The organism is Thermosynechococcus sp. PP555 (assembly GCF_031583225.1).
Classification (GTDB): Bacteria; Cyanobacteriota; Cyanobacteriia; order Thermosynechococcales; family Thermosynechococcaceae; genus Thermosynechococcus.
The window spans coordinates 723,081-747,440 of the sequence record NZ_CP134168.1 but is presented as its reverse complement, the minus strand read 5'-3'; the positions used below and the strand labels follow the sequence as shown (position 1 = coordinate 747,440).

General features: G+C 53.9%; 20 protein-coding genes and 2 tRNA genes. 5 read left to right on the top strand and 17 right to left on the bottom strand.

Annotated elements, in window-relative coordinates:
* Window positions 1–592 precede the first annotated feature (592 nt).
* From RHH27_RS03455 to RHH27_RS03435, 5 genes are all read right to left on the bottom strand, one after another.
* Window positions 593–2,551: a VapE domain-containing protein gene (locus RHH27_RS03455; RefSeq protein WP_310742757.1), complete on the bottom strand. Its 1,959-nt coding sequence runs from the start codon at window positions 2,549–2,551 to the stop codon at window positions 593–595.
* A complete protein-coding gene (locus RHH27_RS03450) occupies window positions 2,544–2,954 on the bottom strand; it encodes a hypothetical protein (RefSeq protein WP_310742756.1) in 411 nt (136 codons plus the stop codon). Before RHH27_RS03450 ends, RHH27_RS03455 begins: the two co-directional genes overlap by 8 nt.
* 68 nt (window positions 2,955–3,022) lie before the next feature.
* Entirely contained in the window at window positions 3,023–4,153 is a 1,131-nt protein-coding gene (locus tag RHH27_RS03445; protein WP_310745007.1) for a site-specific integrase, read from the bottom strand.
* A gap of 205 nt (window positions 4,154–4,358) precedes the next feature.
* Window positions 4,359–4,440, bottom strand: a tRNA-Leu gene (locus RHH27_RS03440).
* A 24-nt stretch (window positions 4,441–4,464) separates the two neighbouring features.
* Entirely contained in the window at window positions 4,465–6,132 is a 1,668-nt protein-coding gene (locus RHH27_RS03435) for a hypothetical protein (RefSeq protein ID WP_302676815.1), read from the bottom strand.
* Between the two features lie 113 nt (window positions 6,133–6,245).
* On the opposite strand from RHH27_RS03435, the gene RHH27_RS03430 reads away from it, so the two are divergent.
* Window positions 6,246–6,319, top strand: a tRNA-Arg gene (locus RHH27_RS03430).
* 113 nt (window positions 6,320–6,432) lie between these two features.
* Here the strand turns inward: RHH27_RS03430 and fba are convergent.
* From fba to RHH27_RS03405, 5 genes are all read right to left on the bottom strand, one after another.
* On the bottom strand, window positions 6,433–7,512 hold the full coding sequence (gene fba / locus RHH27_RS03425; RefSeq protein ID WP_181495590.1) for a class II fructose-bisphosphate aldolase: 1,080 nt from the start codon (window positions 7,510–7,512) through the stop codon (window positions 6,433–6,435).
* A 159-nt stretch (window positions 7,513–7,671) separates the two neighbouring features.
* Window positions 7,672–7,917 carry a type II toxin-antitoxin system HicB family antitoxin gene (locus RHH27_RS03420; protein ID WP_206201077.1) on the bottom strand — a complete coding sequence of 82 codons (246 nt, stop codon included), beginning with the start codon at window positions 7,915–7,917 and terminating at the stop codon, window positions 7,672–7,674.
* Between the two features lie 2 nt (window positions 7,918–7,919).
* Window positions 7,920–9,323: a protoporphyrinogen oxidase gene (gene hemG, locus RHH27_RS03415; RefSeq protein ID WP_302676816.1), complete on the bottom strand. Its 1,404-nt coding sequence runs from the start codon at window positions 9,321–9,323 to the stop codon at window positions 7,920–7,922.
* A 24-nt stretch (window positions 9,324–9,347) separates the two neighbouring features.
* Entirely contained in the window at window positions 9,348–9,551 is a 204-nt protein-coding gene (locus RHH27_RS03410; RefSeq protein ID WP_011056228.1) for a DUF2811 domain-containing protein, read from the bottom strand.
* A gap of 554 nt (window positions 9,552–10,105) precedes the next feature.
* Entirely contained in the window at window positions 10,106–11,356 is a 1,251-nt protein-coding gene (locus RHH27_RS03405) for a Ycf66 family protein (protein ID WP_302678846.1), read from the bottom strand.
* A gap of 343 nt (window positions 11,357–11,699) precedes the next feature.
* Between RHH27_RS03405 and murC the strand changes: the two genes are divergently transcribed.
* From murC to RHH27_RS03390, 3 genes are read left to right on the top strand one after another with little or no spacing between them, the layout of a single operon-like run.
* Window positions 11,700–13,124, top strand: coding sequence for a UDP-N-acetylmuramate--L-alanine ligase (gene murC / locus RHH27_RS03400; RefSeq protein WP_206201596.1), 1,425 nt, complete (start codon window positions 11,700–11,702; stop codon window positions 13,122–13,124).
* The gene (murB, locus tag RHH27_RS03395; protein WP_302678845.1) at window positions 13,121–14,026 is read left to right on the top strand and encodes a UDP-N-acetylmuramate dehydrogenase; all 906 of its coding nucleotides are present in this window, start codon (window positions 13,121–13,123) and stop codon (window positions 14,024–14,026) included. Before murC ends, murB begins: the two co-directional genes overlap by 4 nt.
* Window positions 14,027–14,031: 5 nt before the next feature.
* Entirely contained in the window at window positions 14,032–15,108 is a 1,077-nt protein-coding gene (locus tag RHH27_RS03390) for a TPR domain-containing glycosyltransferase (protein ID WP_302678844.1), read from the top strand.
* Between the two features lies 1 nt (window position 15,109).
* Here RHH27_RS03390 and RHH27_RS03385 read toward each other — a convergent pair whose 3' ends face one another.
* From RHH27_RS03385 to RHH27_RS03360, 6 genes are read right to left on the bottom strand one after another with little or no spacing between them, the layout of a single operon-like run.
* Window positions 15,110–16,825, bottom strand: coding sequence for an NAD+ synthase (locus RHH27_RS03385; protein WP_302678843.1), 1,716 nt, complete (start codon window positions 16,823–16,825; stop codon window positions 15,110–15,112).
* Between the two features lie 18 nt (window positions 16,826–16,843).
* Complete coding sequence (locus RHH27_RS03380; RefSeq protein ID WP_206201071.1) at window positions 16,844–17,554, bottom strand: NrtR DNA-binding winged helix domain-containing protein; 711 nt, start codon at window positions 17,552–17,554, stop codon at window positions 16,844–16,846.
* Window positions 17,551–18,111, bottom strand: coding sequence for a nicotinate-nucleotide adenylyltransferase (locus RHH27_RS03375; RefSeq protein WP_206201070.1), 561 nt, complete (start codon window positions 18,109–18,111; stop codon window positions 17,551–17,553). Before RHH27_RS03375 ends, RHH27_RS03380 begins: the two co-directional genes overlap by 4 nt.
* Window positions 18,108–19,421 (bottom strand): nicotinate phosphoribosyltransferase, encoded by a 1,314-nt coding sequence (locus RHH27_RS03370; protein ID WP_302678842.1) that lies wholly within the window; start codon window positions 19,419–19,421, stop codon window positions 18,108–18,110. The genes RHH27_RS03375 and RHH27_RS03370 overlap by 4 nt, the downstream gene beginning before the upstream one ends.
* A 23-nt stretch (window positions 19,422–19,444) precedes the next feature.
* Window positions 19,445–20,434: an o-succinylbenzoate synthase gene (locus RHH27_RS03365; RefSeq protein ID WP_302678841.1), complete on the bottom strand. Its 990-nt coding sequence runs from the start codon at window positions 20,432–20,434 to the stop codon at window positions 19,445–19,447.
* A 12-nt stretch (window positions 20,435–20,446) separates the two neighbouring features.
* The gene (locus RHH27_RS03360) at window positions 20,447–20,896 is read right to left on the bottom strand and encodes a hypothetical protein (protein WP_206201067.1); all 450 of its coding nucleotides are present in this window, start codon (window positions 20,894–20,896) and stop codon (window positions 20,447–20,449) included.
* A gap of 158 nt (window positions 20,897–21,054) precedes the next feature.
* On the opposite strand from RHH27_RS03360, the gene recJ reads away from it, so the two are divergent.
* Window positions 21,055–23,307 carry a single-stranded-DNA-specific exonuclease RecJ gene (gene recJ / locus RHH27_RS03355; RefSeq protein WP_302678840.1) on the top strand — a complete coding sequence of 751 codons (2,253 nt, stop codon included), beginning with the start codon at window positions 21,055–21,057 and terminating at the stop codon, window positions 23,305–23,307.
* Window positions 23,308–23,597: 290 nt separating this feature from the next.
* Here the strand turns inward: recJ and RHH27_RS03350 are convergent, their stop codons facing one another.
* Window positions 23,598–24,350: a YebC/PmpR family DNA-binding transcriptional regulator gene (locus RHH27_RS03350; protein WP_302678839.1), complete on the bottom strand. Its 753-nt coding sequence runs from the start codon at window positions 24,348–24,350 to the stop codon at window positions 23,598–23,600.
* Between the last annotated feature and the right edge of the window lie 10 nt (window positions 24,351–24,360).

Sequence of the window (24,360 nt, the reverse complement as noted above, 5' to 3'; positions counted from 1 at the left end):
CCCTATAGGTGGGGCGGAGTTAAGACGTGTTAGATCGAGCCAAATCCCCCCCTCGTCAGTTCTTTAGGACGAAGGATAGGGCAGGGGCTTCGCGGCACCAAATCCCTCTAGCAAGCAGAAAGGAAAAACCGCTAGCACCATCTCTCTCCTTGGCAAAAGTCTTGATATTTATTCTTAAGCGAGAAAATGAGACTCGCGAAAGCCATCACATCATTCATACCCATCGCAATACAGGTCCCAGTCAGATCCAGTCCCCAGATAGTTTTGAGTAAAGAGTACTTGCGAGGGGTCAAATGGGTCATTAGGGTCGTCCAGTCGGCGCAAGGCTTGAGAAATCGAGGTTTCTATTATGACCCCTTGGCAAAATTCCTCTTTTTTTGGGGGGTCATGATGGGCGTTGGGGTCATCTCCCAATGACCCGTCACCCACCTTGCCGTTATAGGGGTCATCAGAGGGGTCATCGCCAGAAGTGCTTGATCTGTCTGGCTTTTGAGTACTATATGACTCATATGACCCTAATGACCCGTATTGATCAAAATTTTGAATAAAGGGAGAGCGGTGTTTATCCGTTTGCTCAGAACTACCATGGCTGTTAAGTTGTTGCGGTTCCGTCTTCACCCATTTCTTGCCGCGCATCCCATGCCGCCGCTCCCAGCCAAGCTGATGCAGGATTGCGGCAATTCGTCGTTGTTTGTACTGTTCTCGCTGTGACATCTCTACGCCCAGCACCTCTGAAAAAAATTTCTGCCATGGTTGTTTCTGAGCGCGCCGCGAGGAAGTTGGCAATCGGCTCCTGCCACGGGTCTTCATTTTCGTGGCGGCTGGTCAAGTCCGAAACAGCTTGCTGTTCTGACGAAGACAACCACCAAGCAAAACCGGATTTGTAAAGAGCGACCGCATCGGCCCAAATTTGGTCTCTCTCGGCTTCTACCCTCTCCAGGGGGATGGGGGCGCGCACCGGAACTATCCAAAAACGGCGATTTCCAGTCGGGTCATCGAGGAATTGAAGATGATTGGTTGTCCCAACCACTACGAAGTGACGCTCTAGGGTTTCAAAGACCCGGCCGTAGGGGCGACGAATCCGGTCTCGGCAAGTCGAAAGCAAAGCTTTGAGCGTTCCTCGCTGTTGCTTAGTGGCGAACATCTGTTCCGCCTCCTGAAATTCGACTATCCAAGAAGCGTGTAACTGTAACCGCGAATCCTTATCGCCCAAAGATTCCAGGTCCAGCGAGTCATCAAACCATGCCGCACTGGCCAAAGCGCGCCAAAAGGAAGATTTACGGTATCCCTGAGGACCGCACAAGATTAGGATGGTGTCCACCTTAACTCCAGGCTCGTAGGCGCGCGCCACTGCTCCCACCAAAGTTTTAATGACAAGTAAACGCAGCACGCTGTTGTCGCAACCTAGATATGTCTCAATTCGCCGATGCAAGGATTCTAGGGGATGGGGGTTTGACCGATAGGATAGCCAAACCCTCTCTAAGTAATCCCGTACTGGAGAGTAAGCGTGCTCCTTGGCTAGCTTTGTAGAAATACTGGCGATGTCATCCTTGGTGGACTTCAGCCTGATTGCATGGTCAATGGCAAACAGGAGCTTTGCTTCGCTGACCTCGATCGGCTGACCATCCAGTTCCACTTCCTTGGTCAGCAGATTGTAGCGCAGTCGGTCTCCAAACCGATTTTTTAGCAGTTCATAGTCCAGTAATTCCCTGGGCTTGTCATCCGCAGGGGTATTGGTAGGCGCAAACCCCTTCCGTCGGCTCTCTGTCGACCTGAGAATCAATTGTTTTATTTCATCCTTTTCCAGTCCCTTTGCAGCAAGAGCATCAATCCAGTCAGCGATATCAAAACCACCATTCTTGGGAATAGAGAGGCCTCTCTCGAAGGCAATATCAAGGTACAGCCAGCGTGCTTCAGGATAATCTTGGGCGACAGCTTCTGCGTACTTGAAGCCCGTTTCATCCCAATCCGGACATATAACTAGCGCTTTGTCGTCAAACAGATTGCGGTACTGGTGGGACCTGTATTGGCCAGAGCCGCCAATAGTCGTCGTTGCAGCAATGCCTATATCCCATAAGCTGTCAGCGCAAGCTTCACCTTCCACCCAAAATACGGGGCGCCCTTGGGATTGGGCGGATATGCACTCTGTATAGCGGTAGGGCAGCGCAAACGTTAACGTTTCTGCGGGGGATTGTCCCTTTATTAAGGACTCTTGCCAGATTCGCTTAGGGCGGTCATCCCCGAAGTCTTGGCGGTGCACGCGAATAATCTTTTGATTTCGGCTGTCATAATAGTCCCAATACCGCTTTCCCGCTGGACGACAAGGCTTTTGCCAATCTTCTTTTGCCCTGATGAACTTGCCCCATAGTGGATTATCGGACAGCCCGATAAACTTCCAGCCATTAACTTCTTCCCATAACCGCAAGGAATCAGAGTATGAATGGCACAGAACAAGCTGCCTGTTAGGGGTAATGCGGCAATCCCCATCTTTGGTTCGACCGCACACAGGACAAGGATTCGTCTTGGAAGATGGAATAAATTTTCTATGCATCAGAATCTCTCCTTTTCATGGCTTTATAAATTTCTTCCGCAGAGTAACGGGACTGCAAGAAACACAGAACGTCTCGATCAGTGCGTTTCAAGAGTTCAGCTACTAGAGCCATGAGTCTTGGGTTGGGTGTTGGCTTGTTAGCCCAGACTCGTTTAGCTTCTTCAATTGGGAAAGAATAATCAGGATCGCAAAGAACAAAATCTACCTGCGAAAACGGCCTAATCCCCCCAGTGAAATAGAAAAGCTCTGAGACTCGCGCTACATAAGGAGAAAGCTGCCAGTACCCATCCGAAAAGTAGGGTACTGGGAGGAACAATTCGCAGTGACCGGCAAGAATCGGTTCACCGTTGAACCATAACTCAGCTAAATTGTGATCAAAGTCCAGTATGATTTTTGCTTGCATTATTTCCACCCCTTTACAAAGTTAGATTGGCGACACTTTGGTTAAAGTGCCGCTCTTTTTTAGTGCAGCTATCTAGAGTCTTCCTCTAGAAGATTCGGGATAATATCAGCTTGGCAGCCCACAAACTTCGCATAATGTCGGGTCACCATCTCAAGACTTTTGTGGCCTGCTAATTCAGCCGCAGCAGGTAATCCATGCTCTTTGGCCACATGGGATAGAACAGTATGGCGACATTGATAGGGGTATCGGTAGGGAATCCCCAGCCCCTCTAAAACCCTACGCCACGCCTTCCTAAAGGAATTGACGTCAAGCAATCCGCCCCGCCTGCCGGGAAACACATAGGGACTATCGCTTGTCTCCTTTAGCTCCCTCAGGATTGCTTCCATGGTGGCAGTCAGATACAGAAAACGGATTTCTCCGGTTTTCGTCTCCTTGAGAACGAGTCTTGACGAGGTTGGGGATTGACTCAGATTGCGGCTGGCGGTTTGCTCAATAACAATTAACCGGTTCTCCCAAAGAACTTTATCCCAAGTGAGAGCAACAGCTTCTCCCAGTCGAGTGCCATAGGTAAATAGGAATTTCACGAAAGGGAGATAGTAGGAGTGCTTAGTATTGGCGGTTTTTGAGCAAAAAGTATCCTCGCTAAACGCCTTAACAATTGCCTGTACTTCTGCTCTACTGAACGGCTTGATCCGCGATTGCCTTCTTTTGCATCGCAGCTTAACGGAACCCCAAGGATTCTCCCCGGAAATTAAGCCAGTCGCTATGCCCCAATCCACGCAACGCCGAATCATCGAGAGACGGGAGCGAGCAGTGCTAGCAGACCATTCAGCAGATTTTCTGAGATACCAAGCCGTTTCGTACCACAGTGCTTTTCCGGGGATAGCTGCTCTTGTCCAGTGGTAGTGGTTGTGTCGTACCGCCGGCTCTAGGTTTAGGGTTTCTACCCACCTATCCCAAAGCCCTTGCAAGGTTATCTTGGGCTGAGCAGGGGAACTCTTAACCAGAAGACTGTGGCGCAGGGAATAACTCTTTAGATCGGGATTCAGGGTGCCGTTCAGCACGTCATTTTGGAGCTTTCGATGCAATCGAACTGCCGTAGCGTAGTCCCTAGTGCCAAAATAGACAGCATGGCGCTTGCCAGCGATAGTGAACCGACACCGGTAGCACCCCTTAAAGTTTTCCAGCGTAAGTTTCATAGACAAGAAGGCCATTCACTGCAAAAACAAGGAATAGACCACTTCTCTGTCATGTCTTTCCCTAATCGTTTCCGGCGTCGGATAATCGCTGGATACCCTGACAATACCCAAGCACCTATCCAGAACCGCCAAATGCGCTCGCCTTGGCCAACCTTTTCAGAGTTAGGGGCTTTGGAAACCCGCTACCAGACTAGGTTTTCAGAAATGGGCGAGGTCAGACTCGAACTGACATGGGGTATTCCCGCTACATTTTGAGTGTAGTGCGTCTACCATTTCGCCACTCGCCCTCAGACTTATTACTATACCATGCTTTAGGACGACTGAGTCATCTCCAGAGCGTGACAAGCGCGATCCACAAGGGTCTGTAGGGCAGGCAGTTGCTCGGTGTGTTCTGAGTAGTACAAATTGGCATTGCCGCGATCGGTGTCCTCCCAAAACTTGGGCTGAGCCTGGCGCAGGCGATCGCAATTTTGCTGAAAGAGACGCTTAAACCCCGCCAAGCCGAGAACCGCTGCATCCTCCACCATATCCTCAACAATCCGCTGCGCAAACTGAGGTTGCTGCCGTGCCAAGTAAAAGAGGGCAAGTCCCATTTGTAGGAGGCGAACCCCTGTACTTTTGCCATAGGGGCGATCGCCATTTTGGGGTTGACGCAGTTCCGGTGGATTATCTAGGCGAAGCATTTCCTCCAAGAGTTCCAGTTGCAGTCGCTCCTCCCACTGCTGCTCGTTCACCAAGATTAAGACCTTCTTTAGCTCAGCGGCAAAGACATCAACAATGAAATACAGTGCAGGACTATTCTGTGCTAACTCATAGACTTCATTCCCGTAGGCACGTAGATAATTCACACACTTTTGGGTGAGCTGGGGGCGCTGGTAATGCACCAGACTCTCAATAAACCGCCGATAGTGAAAGGCCAAGTTATAGAGATTGCGTGCCTCGTTGTAACGACTGCCGTGTTTAATGGCAAAGCGCATCATTGTATTAAAGCGAATAATGATTAGGTCCAGCAAAATGTCATCCCCCATACTGAGAATGCGGTGGGCGATCGCGCACATCTCAGAGCCACACAGCGACGCGAGAGGAAACTGCTCCTCCTCCAAAAAGCGCACATAGGCATTGCCGAGGAGCCGAAAACACTTTTGCTCATAGAAGGTATGGTTCTCTTCAATCTGGCTAAATTGGTCAAACATCGTCTTGAAGGCAATATCCCCCATCACCGCACCGCTGAGGCGAAAGAAATAGGCTGGGTAGTCGGGCTTGCAACTGATGTAGTGCTGAAGCAGTTCACTGACTGCACCAATAATCTCGGCCTGCGCTCCCCGAAACGCCACATAGGCCAGCAAATCATCCAATTGGTTCAATCCCGCGATCAGGTGAGCCTGACTACGGCGCAAAAACTGCGGTTGATAGGACACCCCATCCTTGAGAACAATGCCCAGTTGACTCATGTAGTGATACTGGCGGCGGTAAATTTGCTGAGCCACACTTTCTGGCTGGATGGACTTGAGAATGTAGAAGATGTAGGGGAGGGCCGTCAAAATTGCCAAGGGCAAGAGGCCGTATAAATTCAACAGGATGCTGCCGACAGGATGCCGTCCCAAGTCCTGCAAAACCTTGATGTAGAAGATATGGGCACCCCCCAAAACCAGACACCAGACATAGATCAGGCTCGTCCAGTCCTGCATGTACAGTTCAGTAATTTTGGGGATATTTTGCGCCGCAATGGAAATCACAATGATTAACGTACCGAGGGTGAGGCCGATGACCGAGAGCCACACCTCTGGGGCAAAGCCAGTATCAAAGGTACCAGCAACCAAGCCAGCAAAGAACCTTGGGGCAGTTGCTTTTAGATGAGCGAGGACAAGATTAGCACTGCTATCCAAGAGGGCAAGGGCAGCCAGACTCAGACCAAAAGCCACAAGCGATCGCGGCAGATGGGGAGTGGTCAAGAACCAGCGGTGGAGTTTCTTCAGCATCTATCCGTTTGAGTCAAGGGTCTCCGCTCCCGACTATGACACACCCGCGCGCAAATTTCCTGTCGCCCCTTTGATCTCTCTGGGAATTCATGCTAGGATAGTGTTCCTGACTTGGGCTTGTAGCTTAGTGGATTAGAGCGGCTGACTACGGATCAGCAGGTCGGGGGTTCGAGTCCCTCCAAGCCCGTTGAGTAAAGCTGAATAAAACTATAGAGCTATTATTTTTTATTCAAATCAAAAAGGGTGACCGTAGCCACCCTCTATCACGTTACTTATCGTTGCTCAGCGATCGCAGAGTGCCTAGACCACCACGGTTTTCTGAGTCACTTGTTTCAGTTCACCTTTGGCATATTTGGCAGCATAGTCATCAAGGCTGAGTTGCTTAATTTTGCTGGCATTGCCGGCGGTACCAAATTGCTGATAGCGTTCAGCACACACTTTTTGCATGTATTTAATGGAGGGCTTGAGGAAGTGACGGGGGTCAAATTCCTTGGGTGCCAAGGCGAGAGCTTCACGCACCGCAGCGGTAATGGCCAAGCGGTTGTCGGTGTCAATGTTCACTTTGCGGACACCGCTTTTGATGCCTTTTTGGATCTCTTCCACAGGCACGCCGTAGGTTTCAGGAATTGTGCCACCGTACTGGTTGATGATGTCAATTAATTCTTGGGGCACTGAGCTAGAACCGTGCATCACCAAGTGGGTGTTGGGCAAACGACGGTGGATTTCTTCCACGCGGCTGATGGCGAGGATTTCACCCGTGGGTTTGCGGCTAAATTTATAGGCACCGTGGCTGGTACCAATGGCCACTGCAAGGGCATCCACTTGGGTACGCTCCACGAAGTCCACAGCTTGATCGGGGTCAGTGAGCAGCATTGAGTGATCGAGGGCACCTTCAAACCCATGACCATCTTCGGCTTCCCCTTTACCGGTTTCCAAGGAACCAAGGCAGCCGAGTTCCCCTTCCACGGAAACACCAATGGAGTGCGCGACTTTTACCACTTCGCTGGTGACGGCCACGTTGTACTCATAGCTGGCGGGAGTTTTGGCATCCGCTTCAAGGGAGCCATCCATCATCACACTGGTAAAGCCGTTGCGAATGGCGGAGTAGCAGGTGGCAGGCTCGTTACCATGGTCTTGGTGCATCACAATGGGGATGTGGGGGTAGGTTTCCACCGCAGCCAAAATCAGGTGACGCAGGAAGTTTTCCCCAGCATATTTACGGGCACCCCGCGATGCTTGCAAAATCACGGGACTGTCGGTTTCATGGGCCGCCTGCATGATGGCTTGGATTTGCTCCATGTTGTTGACGTTGAAGGCGGGAATGCCGTAACCATTTTCGGCTGCGTGATCGAGCAGCAAGCGCATGGGTACGAGTGCCATAGGGTTATGTCCTCCTTAGTAGAGCGGATGTATCGCTTCGTTAACCTTACCGATAATCTTAGGCTATGTTTGCTCGTTTATGTTACAGGGGAGCGATCGCTGGCCTATTGAGAATACAGTCCTTTTCTATAGATCAGCCGTACCCAAAGAGGGTGAGGTTCAAAAAATCTCCCGTACGGGAACTTCAATGCCGTTAATCATGGGTACGGCAATGCCCCGCGAGACATGGAAGTAGATCCAATCCTCTAAGAGTTCGGAGAGATGCTCGCGGCATTCAAGCACTGTCTTGCCATGGGCCTTGACCCCCTCAAGGTCTGGAATTTCACCGTAAATCAGGCCATCCTCTGCATTGAAGTGATAGATAGCCCGCTCAAGAGCCGCATTCATATAGTCCGACAGCGACATCCCTAGGGCTGGCCTCCTGAAAGGTAGGCAGCAACAGCAGCAGCGGTTCGATTGCCATGTTCAACACGATCGCCCAAGGCGACACCCTCAGCATAGTTACTACACAGGAAAAGGCCGGGGGTTTGACTGAGGGCATGGGTCACCTGCTGCCACTGCTCAGGGTAGCCGACAATATATTGGGGAATCGCCCGTCGCCAAACTTTCATACCGAGTAAGCGTGCCTTGGCTGCGGGTAAATCAAGGAGGCGGCTCAAATCCTGCTGCACCTGCTGGACAATGGTTTCTTCGCTGAGGCTTGCCAAATCAGGATCCGTGGCACCGCCAATAAAACTCGTAAAGACTTGCCAACCGGCGGGAGTGCGTTGGGGAAAGAGACAGGACGACCAAATAGTGCCAAGGGTGCGGATGCCCTGACCGCGAGGAATGAGTACCCCAAAGCCGGGGCGGACACTGCGCCCGAGTCCAGCGGGGTAGGCCAAGACCACACAGGCCACGGTGGGATAGGGGATGGTAGCCAAAACACGGGCGATCGCTGGCTGAAAAGGCGCTACCAACTCTGCAGTTTGATAGGCGGGCGTTGCCAAGACCACACTGCGGGCGTGCCACGTTTGCTCACCACTGCGCAGCAGGTAGCCACCCTTGGATTCTGGGGTAATTTCCTGAACCGGGGTTTGCAGGTGAATCGGTGCCTTCAATTGTTGGGCGATCGCCCGAGGTAGCACAGCCAAGCCTTCCTTAAAGGAGCCAAGTTCCCCCGGTCGCATCTGCACACCCGTAGGCGGCTTCGGTTTAGGGGCTTGTTGACGCCGTAGGCGCAGGGCACCGGCAATGAGACTGCCACCCAGTTTTTCCAGTTGGGCAATACGACGAAAAGCAGCAGCGGCACTCAGTTGTTGTGGATCACCCGCATAAACCCCAGAGACAAAGGGCGCCACCAGCCGTTCAGCCACCTCTTGCCCCAAATGGCGACGGAAAAATGAATGAACTGATTCATCGCCACTGCCCAGATAGGGGGGCACAAACCCCAAGGCACCAAGGGCTGCCCGCACTTTTCCCCAAGGGCTGAGCAGATTTGAAGTAGCCAAGGCAAGGGGACGGGTGGGTTCTAGGGGGTAGAGGTGTCCCCGCCAGTAGATGTAGCGCGGTAGGTGGCGATCGCCCCGAATGAGTTCCGACTGCAAGCCCAGCTCAGCAATGAGTTGTAACAGGGCAGGGGTCGGTGCAAAGCTATTGGGACCCAGTTCCCAGACAAAGCCCTCCGCTGCTTGTGTCGTAATATTCCCCCCAAGGCGATCGCTGGCCTCTAGGACAACCACACTGTACTGGGGGGCGCTTTGCTGCAACCGCCAAGCCAGACTCAGGCCACTGAGGCCACCACCTACAATTGCGACATCTACCTCACTCACCCGTTTTGCTACCCTCCAACGTGTTTAGGATCGCTTGAACAACGAGTCGAGATAGACCCGTGCTGTGCGGCGATCGCATTCTCCATTTTGCAGCAAAAAGAGGGACAGTGCGGCCACAAAGACGCGATCCTGATCCCAATCGGGATGCCGCTCGAGGTAGTATTTCAGGGTCTCGTGTAGCTCCTCTGGAATCTCGGCAAGAATACTAATCGTGGCTTGAGCGTTCATACCGTGAGTTACCTCAATAAAACCAAGACAAAATTGCAGGCGCCATCAGCTCGCCCTGGGTAAACCTGTGGAAAACTCCCATAAAAGTTCTGACCAAATCCCCAGACCCCTGACTCAGAGCGGGATTTAGCCCTACATTCACAAGGTTTCAGAGCAAGTGAATCTCTATCCGTGGAACTCCATTGTCTGGGTTGTCCTAGGGTCTGTCAATCCTTGTTTTCACCGATCTTGGCGATCGCAATCCACGACAGAATCAGCGTTTCCGGACTTTTGACGCTCCTTGCGTTTTCCCCAAGGCTCCAGCAGCAGTTATCCCCAGAAATGCCTTGAAATCCGATCACACCGTCAAGGCCTGTGGAAAACTTTGCCCCAATCTGTGGAAAACCTTGGGAAAATTGGGGAATTTTTGGGGAAAGTTAGGGGAAAATTAAGGTTCTATTAAGGTTCGCTTCAGAGAAAATAAAAGCAGCAAAAGTCAGGGATTCATGACTTTATTAACTTTTGCGGGATTCGCGGAGCGATAAGTCCTGCTCTGTACCCGATGGCCTGAGAGGTCATAGACGGGCTTCAGGGGGCGGCCAGTCATCATCTTCAGGGGGAGTATGTTCTGGATTTTCGATGGTTGTCCCCTCTGACGTTGCCTCATCGTCAATATCACTACTTTCGGGAATATCCCCTAGGAGATCGGCGGCAGCGGTGCGCGATTCTGGCGATGGAGGCGGCGTTTCTGTCGGTTCAGCATCGGGAGCAGATTCAGAGACTAGAGGCGGTTCAACCACTCCTTCAGAGGTCGCCGTCGGTTCTGGAGTCTCAACCACTGTTTCAGGAACTGCCTGTTCTGCCACTGGCTCAGGAGTGGCCGTGGGTTCTGGGGCATCAACGACTGTCTCAGGAGGCGTCACTGCTGCCGTTTCAGGAGGGGCTGGTTCTGCCACTGCCTCAGGAGTCACCGTGGATTCTGGAGTCTCAATTGCCGTTTCAGGAGATGCGTGCTCTTCTGGTGCTTCGGCCGTCACTGTGGGTTCTGGAGCGTCAACTGTTGTCTCGGGAGGGGCTGGTTCTTCTGAAGCAGTAACCGTTGCTGGTTCTGACTCCTCTGGGGTACTGGCAGTGGGCGGCTGCAGCGTTTCAACACTAGGCGTTTCTGGGGGAGTCATTTCGGCAACCCCTTCGGACGGCAGATCAGCCGGTGCGTCTGTGGGAGTGTCTGCGGTGGGGCTGGCTGTTGTTTCTGCGACTGGCGCTGGTTCAGCAGATTCTTCTGGGACGGTGGCTGCTTCCTCAGTGGCTGGGGTGGGTTGTTCGGCAACGGTACTGGGGGTGCTGGTTTCCCCTGTCCACAGATCTTCTTTAATGTCGCCAGTATCCATCGGCGGTGGTGGGGTATCCACAGGAAGCTGGGGGCGATCCGGCTGTTTCTGGAGGCGATCGCGCAAGCTACTGATGAAGCCTTGCAGTTGCTCACCGATTTTTGCAAAGGTACCTTCGGGCAGCAGAGACTGGACTTTTTGCCAGAGGGCTTGAGCTTTTTGGGTGTCGGTGCGATCGCCCGGGTAGGTGAGTTGCCAGCGATAGCTGAGGGTCTGCCAACCCAACCAGAGAATTAAGGCCACTGCGGCTGCTGTTCCTAGGAGCAATCCACCGCCAATGCGATCGCCATAGATCCACAGAGTCAGGGCAAAGAATAATCCCGCGCCACTGGCCACCAGATCAAACCTACGGTACAGTTCCGGTAGGAAGAACCCCAACAGATACAAGCCTAAACTGGCGATCGCCATACTCCAAGCCAGCAAGTTCGTCAGCATTCCCAGTCCTCAGAAAGATAACGGCACACCGACAAGGCGGTATCAACCTTCTACCTTACACCGCACTGAATTTGTCTCTGCTAAAGTTTATTCTTTGTCGAACTGCTGATCCCCAAGGAAGAGGGTGCCACGGGCTGAATAAACTGTTTGCAAAAAATTTTTGGCTCAGGGTGACATATTTGCCTTGGATCTGCCAGTATTAGCCCATGAGGATTGAGGGTGACCTGCTATGATGAGCCTAAGAATTTATGCCTATTGATACTAATCTATTGATATTAATTATTGATTCAACGTATTTCTTTTTGGTGGAGCGAAGGAGTTGTTTGTGGCAAATCAGCCAGTGATGGAGTTTAGTGAGCGTCCATTCCACTTCATTGGCATTGGTGGTATTGGTATGTCAGCCCTTGCCTACATTCTCGCCAAGCAGGGCTTTAGGGTGTCTGGATCCGATTTGCGTCCCAACCGCTTGACCGAGCAACTGGCTGAGTTAGGCGTGCAGATCTTTATTGGTCAGAGTGCGGCCAACCTTGAAACGTATCCCTTTGCCCCGCTGCCTCAAGTCATCTGCTCCACCGCCATTCGTAGCGATAACCCTGAATATCAAGCGGCTCAACGGTTAGGCTGTCCCATTTTTCACCGTTCCGATGTGCTCGCGGCACTGATGCACCGTAGCCAAAGTATTGCCGTTGCCGGCACCCACGGTAAGACAACCACCAGCAGCATGATTGCCTATTTGCTGTTGCAGGCCGGGCTGGATCCAACGATTATTGTCGGGGGTGAAGTGGCGGCGTGGCAGGGCAACGCCCGCGTGGGTCAAAGTCCTTACCTTGTTGCTGAAGCGGATGAGTCCGATGGCTCCCTGCGCAAATTCCATCCCCATATTGGCGTCATTACGAATATCGAGCTTGACCACCCCGATCACTATAATTCCTTGGAAGAGGTGGTGGCCACGTTTCAGCAGTTTGCTGATCAGGCAGACATTGTGATTGGCTGTGCCGATTGTCCGAATATCCACGATCGCCTGCATCATCCGCGCCTGTTGACCTATAGCCTGCAGCGACAAGGGGCGGTGGACTACTGTGTGGATCATATTCAATACACCTCTGAGGGCACCACGGCACGGGTTTGGGAGCGAGGCACCTCCCTTGGCATTCTACAACTGAGTGTCTTAGGTGCCCACAATCTCCAAAATGCTCTGGCGGTGATTGCAGTGGGACGTTATCTTGGCATTGACTTTGCCACCATTGCTGCTGCTTTATTGGAGTTTCGCGGTGCCCGCCGCCGCTTTGAAGAACGGGGACAGGTGAATGGGATTCGCTTTATTGATGACTATGCCCACCACCCCAGCGAAATTAGTGCAACCCTAGAGGCAGCCCGCCTGCAAGTGGGGACGCAAGCTCCTTGGCAACGGGTCGTGGCCGTGTTTCAACCCCATCGCTATAGCCGCACCCAAACCTTTCTCGAGGCCTTTGGCCAGTGCTTCACCGCAGCGGATCACGTGATCTTGACGGATATCTATAGTGCGGGTGAACCCAATCCCGGCACAATTAGTGGTGCTGATGTGGCCGCCTGTGCCCGTCAGTATCATGCTGCAGTGGATTATTGCCCCACCCTTGAAGCGGTACAAACTCGCTTGGCGCATCTGCTGCAACCGGGGGATCTGGTGATCTTTCTTGGGGCTGGCAATCTCAATCAACTGATTCCGTCTGTAATGGCGGATCAAGAACAATTAAGTGTCTCTTCCCTCACTGAGGCGATCGCCCTATGACCTTGTCCTGCTTGCCCCAAACCCAGTGCCCTCTGCAACGCCACATCTCCCTTGCCGAGTTTACGACCCTGAATGTGGGGGGCTGTGCCGAATGGTTTGTGGAACCGCGTACCGTTGCTGAATTGCAGGCAGCCTACATCTGGGCGCAGGAACAGGAACTGCCAATTACGGTTTTGGGGGCAGGCTCTAATCTGCTGGTGAGCGATCGCGGTGTGGCGGGTCTCGTGATCGCCACCAAGCATCTGCGCTATCTCAACAGTGATCTAGAAACTGGACAACTGACGGTGGGTGCGGGGTATCCCTTGCCCAAGTTGGCTCACTATGCTGCAAAACTGGGCTGGCGCGGTCTGGAGTGGATTGTTGGCATTCCCGGTACGGTGGGGGGGGCGGTGGTCATGAATGCCGGTGCCCATGGTGGCTGTACAGCGGAGCGACTCGTGTCAGCGGTGATTTTGGAACCCGATGGCACATTGGCGGTGGTGGCGGCACGGGAGTTGGGCTATGGCTACCGTACCTCTTGTCTTCAAAACAGCCAGCGATTGGTGCTGCAGGCCACATGGCAGCTGGAACCGGGACATGACCCAGCCCAGGTGAAAGCAGACACCCAAAAACACCTGAGCGATCGCCTGCGGACGCAGCCCTACGATTTCCCCAGCTGTGGCAGTGTCTTCCGCAATCCCCAAGAGCGAACAGCGGGTTGGTTAATTGAGCAAACGGGCTTGAAGGGCTACCAGATTGGCCGCGCCCAAGTTTCTGAAAAACACGCCAACTTTATCCTCAACTGTGGCGGCGCAACAGCGATGGATGTCTATCGCTTGATTCGCCATGTACAAGCTGCTGTTGCGGATCGCTGGTCCGTGTGGTTGCAGCCGGAAGTGAAGCTGATTGGTGACTTTGCCTAGTTGCTATGGCCATTACCCTCTGTATGATTGTACGGGATGAGGCGGCACGCTTACCCCAATGCCTTGCCAGTGTGGTTGGTGTGGTGGATGAGGCGGTGATTGTGGATACGGGGTCTCAGGATGAAACGGTGGCGATCGCCCGCCAGTGGGGAGCACGGGTCTATGAAGTTCCTTGGCAAGAGGATTTTGCTGCCGCTCGCAACATTGCCCTGCAATATGTCACTACCGAGTGGGTACTGGTTCTCGATGCGGATGAAACGCTGACACCGTCATTTGCCGCCGTACTGCCTGAGATCTGCCGACAACCGAATTGGCTGGTGGTGATATTGCTGCGGCAGGAATTGGGCGTTGTGCCCCCCTATACTTATGTGTCGCGCCTCTTTCGTCACCATCCCGACCTCTTTTTTCAGCGTCCGTACCACGAAACGATTGATGACAGCGTTCTTGCCCTGCAGCAGCGGGAACCCCATTGGCAAATTGGTCAAGTTAACCGTGTGGCCCTTGTGCACAGTGGCTACCTTGGTTCCCAGCGACAACAAAAGCAGGAACGGGCGGAGCGGATCATGCGCCGCCACCTTGAGCAGCACCCTGAGGATGCCTACCTGTGGAGTAAATTGGCAGGGGTGTATCTGGCTAAAGGAGCTTGGCAGCAGGCTCAGCACTGTCTGGAGCAGGGGCTAAAGGTCAAAAGCGTCCCCCCCGCCGTTGCCTACGAACTCCACTATCAACGGGGCAATCTCTACGCCGAACGCGGTGAGTGGCCGGCAGCAATCCAAGCCTATGAAACCGCCCTCAGAACCCCCACCCCTGAGGTGATGCATCTGGCAACCTATCTGCGGCTGGCGGAGGCTCAAAAGCAATTGAAACGCTGGGGCGATGCCCTTGCCACCTACGATCGCCTGCAAGCCGTGGATCCCACCTGTGCCTTAGCCTATCAAAATCAGGGAGCCCTGCTGCTGCGTTTAGGACAACTCAGACCGGCCCTTGACAAACTGCGGCAAGCCATTCATTTACTGCAGGCTCAAAATCCCCAAGAAGCGCAACGCCTCAGCCAAGAACTGCAAGCCATGGGACTGCTGTAGCTTACCACTGGGCGGCAATCGGCATCCGCCAACCGGAACCAAAGGCGCGATCGGTCACTTTCAACCCCGGTGCCGCCTGCTGACGTTTGAATTCTGCCCGTTGAACCATGCGGCGCACCCGCTGCACTAAGTCTAGATCATATCCGGCAGCGGCAATTTCCTGATCTGACTGGTGGCGATCGATCATTCGTACCAAAATGCCATCGAGAATGTCGTAGGGCGGTAGGCTATCCTGATCCGTTTGGCCGGGTTTGAGTTCGGCACTGGGGGCTTTGGTGAGAATGGGGGGGGGAATGACAACGGCACCAGCGATCGCCAGATCGGGAATCGGATGCCCTTGGGCGGCCTGCTGATTCAGCCAATGGCAGAGTTCATAGACACGGGTTTTGGGCACATCGGCAATGGCTGCAAGGCCACCATTCATATCGCCGTAGAGGGTGCAGTAGCCCACCGCTAGTTCAGATTTATTACCCGTGGAAATAAGCAAGTGGCCAAACTTGTTGGCGATCGCCATCAGCAGCGTACCGCGAATACGGGCTTGGATATTTTCCTCGGCAACTCCACTGGGGGTACCAGCAAATAGAGGCGCCAGCACCTCACTGTAGGTCTGCATCAGGGGCGCAATCGGTAAGATCTGCGTGGCAATGCCCAGATTTGCGGCCAATTCCTTCGCATCGGTTATCGAGTGATCGGAACTGTAGGGAGAGGGCATCAACACCCCCAGCACCTGTTGGTTGCCCAAGGCTGCCGTCGCGATCGCTGCCACCAAGGCGGAATCAATCCCCCCACTGAGGCCAATGACCACTTGTTGAAAGCCACATTTGCGGACATAGTCGCGCACCCCTAAAACCAAGGCTTGCCAAATTTCCTCAGGTTCGCCCGTGGCTGCAGGGGCGATCGCCGTTGGTTCGAGGTCTCCCTTTTCCCAGCGCACGGCTAGGTAGTCCTCACGAAACCCCTTGGCTTGGCTAACGATCTCACCCTGACGATTCACCGCTAAGCTGCTGCCATCAAAAATCAAATCATCATTGCCTCCCACCTGATTGGCGTAGATTAAGGGACAGCCATATTGGCGAGCCGTATGTTCAATCAACGCCTGCCGTAACTTCGGTTTGCCAACACAGTAGGGCGATGCCGAAAGATTCACAATCAGATCTGCTCCCTGGGCCACCAATTCAGCAACGGGATTGCGCTGGTAGTACCGCTCTCCCCAAAACTGCTCATTGTTCCAGAGGTCTTCACAGATGGTGACGCCAATTTTGAGTTGATCGCTGGCCGTCGTCAGCGTAAAGAGATTCTCCGTACCGCCGGGGGCAAAATAGCGAGATTCATCAAAGACATCATAGGTGGGCAATAACTGCTTCGCAAAGGCCTGCTGCACCTGTCCCCCCTTCAGCAGGGCTGCGCCATTGTAGAGGGGCTTTTCGCCCTTGACGCCAGCGGCGGGATTGGCTAGCACTGTGCCCACTAAAACCGCCACATCAGCCGGTAAGGCAGCGGCAAGGCGGTGCAGTTCTGCTTGAATCGCTTCAACAAAGTAGCGGTTGAGGAGCAGATCCTTGGGGGGGTAGCCACAGAGGGCGAGTTCAGAGGTGATCAGCAGATCCAGAGGGTGCTGGCTGCGGATCTCTTGGACTGCGGTGAGAATTGCTTGGGCATTGGCTTTGAGACTGCCGACGGTGGGGTTGAGCTGCGCAATCCACAGATGCACGGCCATAGGAACTCCTCAAAAAGTTTAGACAAAAACTAGGGGTTTATCCTTCAGCGGCGCAAAGGCCTCGCGATCGAAACGGTAGAGGGTTGCCGGTCGGCCCGCGCCGCGGATCACTTTTTGGTGCGTATCCTGCAAAATGCCGAGTTTCAAAAGCCGTGAGCGGAAATTGGAGTAGTCGGAGAAGTTGGCTCCCAAAACGGTGCTGTAAAACTGATAGAGATCATTGAGGGTGAAGTACTCTGGCAGCACATCAAAGGCAACGGGGCTGTACTCCAGCTTATTGCAGAGGCGGCGGTGACCATAGGCCAAGATTTTGCTATGGTCAAAGGCCAGTTCTGGACAGGTACTTAGGGCAAACCACTGCACGGGACATTCGCCGGCGGCAATCAGTTCCGCATCAGCAAAGCGCACCAAGGCAAAGTAACTCACAGAAAGATAGCGCTTGCCATAGGTGCCCTCGCGGGGATCTCGCGCCGGTTCGCCAAAGGTGTACAGTTGCTCCAGATAGAGGTTACGGACGCGAATTTTTTCCGCTAGGGTGCGATAGGCAGCGGCTTCAAGGGATTCCCCCTGCCGCACGAGGGTACCGGGGAGGCTCCAATACCCGGCAAAGGGCACCTGTTGTCGCTGAACCAGTAGCACAAGAAGGCGATTTTGATCCGTATCCACAGAGAAAATAACGTTGTCCACGCCAACAACAAATTCCGCAAGGGGTAAAGGGGAGGCGCTCATGGCTGGGAGTAGAGTCCTTGCTGCTGAATGTACTGGGCGATCGCCGGCAGGAGTTGTTGTTCATCCCGCTGTTGCCGATAGGTCGTCGAGGAGACCGCCGGCCCACGATAGTCAGCCAGTTCCACTTGGGGACATAGTGGCTGCACGGCTTGCCAGTCCTTGGGGTCAATGACAACACCGGGACGCTGCAAGACCAACAGTTGCACCTGTGCAAGCAGTTTCTCCGCCTGATACCACTGCGGCAGTTTAGGCAGAACATCACTGCCCACCACTAGGGTAAGGGGTTCATTCGGCCACTGCTGCTTTACCTGCTCCACGGAATGGATGGTGTAGGGGTGGCTGAGTTCGGGGTGATGCTCCACATTGGCACGGTTGAGGCTGCGCACCAAGAGATTGAGCATGGCTTGGCGATAGGGTAGGGGGGTTTGCTGCCCTTTGAAGGGATTATCGGCTGCCCACACTAGGACGCGGTCATAGCGATCGCTCAACCACTGGAGAATATCCCCGTGGGCGGCGGTGGGTGGATCAGCGCTGGTACCAAAAAGGGCAATCGTCATGGATGCTGTCGCAACTGTTGAATCAGGGCTTCCAAGGCAGGGGAATAGACCACGGGCTGGGTGACATCGAGGAGCGTCTCTGGCAATTCTGCCAAACTGGCGCGGTGGCGATCGCGAATTGTCGCCAAGGACTCCGGGGGAGAGAGGGGGCGCCCTGCCTGCATGACCAGTTCGAGGAGCGGTCTGCCCCAAACATTTTCCTCGCTGGCAAGGGCAAGGCAATCCCCACTGGGACGGCGATAAATTTGCTTGCGTCCTGGCAACGTCATTTTGCCACTGGAGGTCTTCATAACTCCCTGACCATTGATTTCCACGAGTTTATAGACCCCGTTGACAGGATCCCCCGTTACCAGCTTCGTGCCAATGCCATAGGCATCAATACAGGCACCGGCTGCTCGCAGGCGGCGAATTTCCCCCTCATCGAGATCCCCACTGGCAATAATTTTCGCTTGGGGCAGGAGCTGGCGAATTTTCTGGGAGAGGCTAAGGAGATCCCCTGAATCAATGCGAACAGCCTTGACAACAATTTCCCCGGCCGCTTGGCGATCGGCAAGGGTAGCAACGGCAGCGAGGGTGTCGTAGGTATCGACCAACAGTGCGCCTTCGGGATAGTAGCGCAGGAAAACCGTAAAGGCATCCTGTTCTGTACCAGCAAGGGTGGCGATCGCCATCACCAGAGAATGCGCCATCGTGCCTGTGGGGGAAACCCCCAACTGCTGTGCTGCTAAGACATTCGAAGTGGCCGTAAATCCGGCGGCGAGGGCTGAGCGTGCTGCCCATAGGGAAGCTTGGGGACTATAGGCGCGCCGCGTGCCGAATTCCAGCAGATCTACCTCTTCTCCCACCAACTGTCGCAGCCGTGAAGCGCGGGTAGCCACAAGGGTTTGGTAGTTCACGATATTGAGCAGACAAGTTTCTAGCCACTGGGCTTGCCAGAGGGGGGCTTCAATCCGCAGCAGGGGTTCTTGGGCAAACACCACTGTCCCTTCCGGAACCGCCCAGACATCCCCACGAAACTCACTGTGGCTCAACAAGTCCCAAAATGCTGCAGGTGCCCGCTCAAAAACCGCTAGACTTTTCAAGTAATCAATTTGCTGCGGGGTGAATTGCACTTGTTGTAGGTATTCCAGTACCTGAGCCAACCCCATGGCCACCAAATACGTATATCCTCGGGGTAGTCGCCGCACACTGAGTTCAAAGCTAGCGGGTGTCCAAGCCAAATCCTCACCTGCGTAGGTGGCCACCATTGTCAGTTGGTAGAGGTCCGTCAGCAAACTGTAATCACTGGCGGCCAAGGTGAAACCTGTCATGGCTTTGAGAGGTGAAGGATGTTTTATTTATAGTAATTTTTACCATAACTGTCAAGGCAATCCCATATCGCTGTGTAATCCGCAAGAGTGTTCAGTAGGCGAGCCGATCGCCAGCGTTCGACGCCAAAGCCAAGGGCACGACAGGGTTGCCACGTTTCAAAGCACTGAAAAATTGCCGTGCGGGCGATCGCCCCTTCGAGGGCAGAGGAAAAGACCAGCCGTTGCGGTTCTAAACCTTGACGCAACAGGACACTCAAGCGTTCTGGAGAGCCAAACAGCGCTGGCTTAATCACAAAGCGTCCCGGCCAGCCGCGCTCTAACCAACGCTGCAATTCTCTTGCACTCACTACGCTCTCATCGAGGGCGATCGCGGTTGTCACCGTCTGAGACAGCCTCAATAGGGCTTGCCATTGGTCAGGGGGTAGCGGTTGCTCCACATACTCAATTTTGCCGTTCCCATGGCGATCGAGCCAAGCAAACCACCGCTCTGCAGTGGCCAAATCCCAACCCCCATTGGCATCAAGGCGTAATTTAGCCCCCTGAGGCAGGGCTGCCAGTAAGGTCGTGAGGATTCCTTGCTCCTCCTTTGGGGACAGGACACCAACTTTCCACTTGAAGGTGGTTTGCCCCCGCTGCCAAGGCTGCTGCCACTGCTCAAGGGCGGCCCGACCACTGCCTAAAAGGGCGCAGATTGGCCAAGGGTGAATCCTATAGGGCAATTGCCCGACACTTTGCCATGCGGTGGCAAAACCAAACTGGGCGGCGGGTAAGTCCTCAGGAATTGCGGCAATGATCTCTGGGGTGAGGTGGGTGGGCAGTTGCTGACACAGGGCAATAGCGGCACTGAGGGTTTCGCTGCCCCAGCCGGGAAGGGGGGCAATTTCACCGTAGCCCACTTGACCTTGTTCATCTTCAAGGCGTAGATAAATCCCTAAGCGCGATCGCCAGACCCCCTGCGCCGTTGCCAAGGGTTCTCGAAGGAGTTCCTCATACACCCGCCATTGCCAGCGCATCCGTGCAGGCCGCTAAACCCGTTCAAGCGTTGCCTCGAGCAAATGTTTGAGCTTATGGCTGTTGTGAATCCCACTCAGCAGTGTGTAATGATTGGCATCCAGTTGCCAGTAGTGCTCGAAGCCTGTACAGCGGTTGGCATCCCCCAGCAAAATAAACTGCTGCACGATCGCATGGGGCGTAATCCATCCCTCTCCCTCCAGCCGACCCAAGAGACTATGTTGGAGCACATAGGTAAACACCTGCTCATCCACTTCCAACTTCCCCCGCGACTGCAACACTAATTCTGGCTTAACTTGATCGGGAAAGGTGATCTTGGCGGCCATTGAAAACCAGTCATCTTGGCCGTAGGAGACGAGAATCCTCCCCGTCACCGGAATCGGCTCCTGATTTGCCTCTAACCACATTCCCTTGAGCAGCCACCGCCCCCCATCAACTAAAAACGTATGATTCACGTTTCTCATATCCCCAATGGCTGTCCTGATTGTAGCCTTCCCCAATTTTCAGTGCTAGAGATCAGCAGCAATTTTTGGAAGTCTCTCTGGCCGCAGGGGGCGATCGCTATGATTAAAGGAATAGTCAAAGAATATCTTTGCTGCCCTTCCCTAGAAACTGAACTTCCATGCAGCGTCCTTGGCAATCCTGTTCTGCTCACCCTGCCCCCTTAGAGTTTATCGAGCAAGTCAAGAGCCTCCACCCCGATGCGGGGGCAATCACTGCCCAGTTGCTTTGGCAGCGGGGCTATCGCGATCTTCATCGGCAAGTGCCCGCTTTTTTAAATTGGCGACACTACCAACCTGCCTCTCCCTTTGAGTTTCCAGAAATGCAAGCTGCCCTAGCCCGTTTGCAGAAAGCCCTAAACAATCAAGAAAACATTGCCATTTGGGGAGACTTTGACACCGATGGGGTCACGGCCACCGCCGTTCTCTGGGAAGGGCTAAAACCCCTTTTGGGGGCGCAATTGGTGGACTTTTATATTCCCAATCGCCAGCACGACTCCCATGGTCTCTCGCGCCATGGCCTTGAGGAGCTTCAAAAAAAGGGGGTCTCCCTGATCATTACCTGTGATACGGGCTGTACCAACGGTGCTGAAATTGCCCTTGCCCGTCAGTTGGGGATGGAGGTGATTGTTACCGATCACCACACCCTTGAACCCGCTTCCTTGGGGGCTGTGGCGCTGATCAATCCGCGGCAGTTGCCTTTGGAGCATCCGCTGCGCCATTTATCCGGGGTCGGCGTCGCCTACAAATTTTTGGAAGCCGTTTATGCAACGTGGCCAGAGAAAACCCAGGGGTATGCCCTCGAAAACCTCCTTGATTTGGTGGCCATTGGCCTGATTGCCGACTTGGTTGAATTGAGGGATGAGTGCCGCTACCTTGCCCAGCGCGGCTTGGAACAACTCGGCAAGCGTCAGACCCTCCGCCCGGGGATTGCTGTCCTTTTGCAGGGCGCGTCCAAAGACACGGCTCGGCAACGGCAGATTAGTTTTACCGTCGCACCCCGCCTCAATGCTGTCAGTCGTGTAAAGGGAGATGTGCGGCCTTTGATTACGCTGTTGACCACCCAAGATTGGCGCCAAGCGCGGCAGTTGGCACAGCACATTGAAAAAGTGAATGCAGAACGGCAGCGACGCCAAAAAGAGATTGCTCAGATGGCTCATGCCAAAGCGGCTCAGTTGGATCTCTCAGCATCGCGGGTAATTCTCCTCACCGATGACAGTTGGCCCTTGAGTCTTTTGGGGCTGGTGGCAAATGAGATCGTGAAAACCTATGGCCGCCCGGCAATTTTGCTTCAGACGAATCCAGAAACGGGCATGGCCGCAGGTTCAGCGCGCTCCGATGGCTTTGTGGATCTTTATGAAGCACTCCACAGTCAACGGCACTTATTTGAGGGATTTGGCGGACATCCCTATGCAGTGGGCTTTCGGCTGAAGGTGGCGCATATTCCCCTTTTGGAAGCCGCCCTCAACCAATTCTTGGCACAAAAAGAGGGCACGGCGATCGCGACACCAAAACCCTTGAGGATTGACTTGGAAGTGAGCTTGGATCAACTCAATGAGCGATTGCTCAAGGAACTAGAAGTGCTGGCTCCCTTTGATTCTACTCACCATCCTCTCCCCCGCTTGCTGGTGCGCAATGTGAAACTTACTGACCTCAAAGATAACCAGAACAGGGGGAATCAGAACATCAGAAAATACGTCTCAATGCTGCTTCGCGATCCCCAAGGGAAGTCCTCCTTTCCTGCCAAGTGGTGGGATCATCAAGTGGCGGATTGTCCCAAAGAACGCTGTGATCTGGTGATTGAGCTAGAGCAGTGGCAAAAGTCCCTATCAGCCATCATTAAAGAGCTGCGACCCAGTGCAACCAATGTCATCCAATCGGCCTCTTTTCAGTCCCTCATGGATTATCGCGATCGCCCCCACGAGGCAAGCGGCAAGAGTCTGCGCGTCGAAACTTGCCCGACATCACGGGAAAGCTGGCGCCAGTGGATTCAGCGAGCGAAAAGGGAACAGCAACCTTTAATTCTGGCCTACTCTCTCCCTCCAGAGCAGGACGCCCTAAAAGTCTGGCAGGCATTTTTGACGTTATGCCAACAGGCCAGTCAGCAGGGAACATCTTTACAACGCGAGGAGTTGCGGGAACACCTTGGCATTGAAATGGCCACCTTGAACTATGCCCTCAATGTGCTGGAGACACTGGGGGTTCAAGTTATGCAGAGCGGAGAAGAGTTTTGGTGTGAGTGGCCACCTGAAGTGAAATCTTCCCGCCATACGGCAGTGGCCTTAGAGACCTTCACAGCAGCGATCGCCGAGGAAAATTTCCGTCGTCGCTATTTCGCCGCCGCCCCCCTCCCAGCGCTTCAGGAAACACACTAAAAACTGGCTACAACTTTTTTCAGCAGGGAACCTGAGGAACACACACGAGCCGACAGGGGAAACACACAAAGGCGGGAACACACAGGCAATCAACGTTGATTGAGAGAAGAAGAGCGATCGCTCTAAGGAGAGCCTCAGTCTGGTTACACACAACGTGCCTCGGTGCAATGCCTGCAACCGTACTTTTATGCTCCCACGGCTGCCTTTGGCTGCCCACCGTGTTTCCACTCAATTTTTTGCGTCTCAGCAGCGCAGAAATCTTTGCCAAAATCCCGTAAAACCACGGATGCCTAGACGTACATCGCCTCCATGAGGGCATCGCTCATCGTGGCGTTGGTGGCCACACTTTGAATATCATCGAGATTTTCGAGGGCATCCATCAACTTGAGGACGCGCCGCGCGGTATCTTCATCGGTGATTTCTACCGTATTCATTGAGACCCAGCGGCTTTCGGTGTCGAGGACAGTGTAGCCGTGTTCTTTCAGGGTTTCGCTGACGGTTTCTAGGGCAGGCACGGGACAGCGCACCTCAGCTACATCCCCTAGCATTTCATAGGTTTCCACATCAGCCGCTAGGAGTGCCTCAAGGAAGGCTTCCTCATCTGTAGGGGCGGTAACAGTAACAATGCCCCACTGCTCAAACATCCAGCCCACACAGCCGGTTTCGCCGAGGTTGCCCCCTTGCTTATTGAAGGCTGCCCGCAGATCCGCTGCCGTGCGATTGCGATTATCCGTGAGGGCCTCAATCAAAAACGCCACACCCCCCGGCCCATAGCCTTCGTAGCGAATTTCCTCTAGGGGGGCATCACTCTCAAGCGTACCCGTCCCTTTGGCGATCGCCCGCTCAATATTTTCACTGGGAATCCCCGCGGCTTTTGCCTTCTCAATCGCACTGCGCAGTTGAAAGTTGCCCGCTGGATCCCCTCCCCCATGCCGCGCCGCGATAATAATCGCTCGCGATAGCCGCGCAAAGGTCTTGCCCTTTTGGGCATCCACCCGCGCCTTTTGCCGTTTAATGTTTGCCCACTTACTGTGACCTGCCATAGGGGAAACA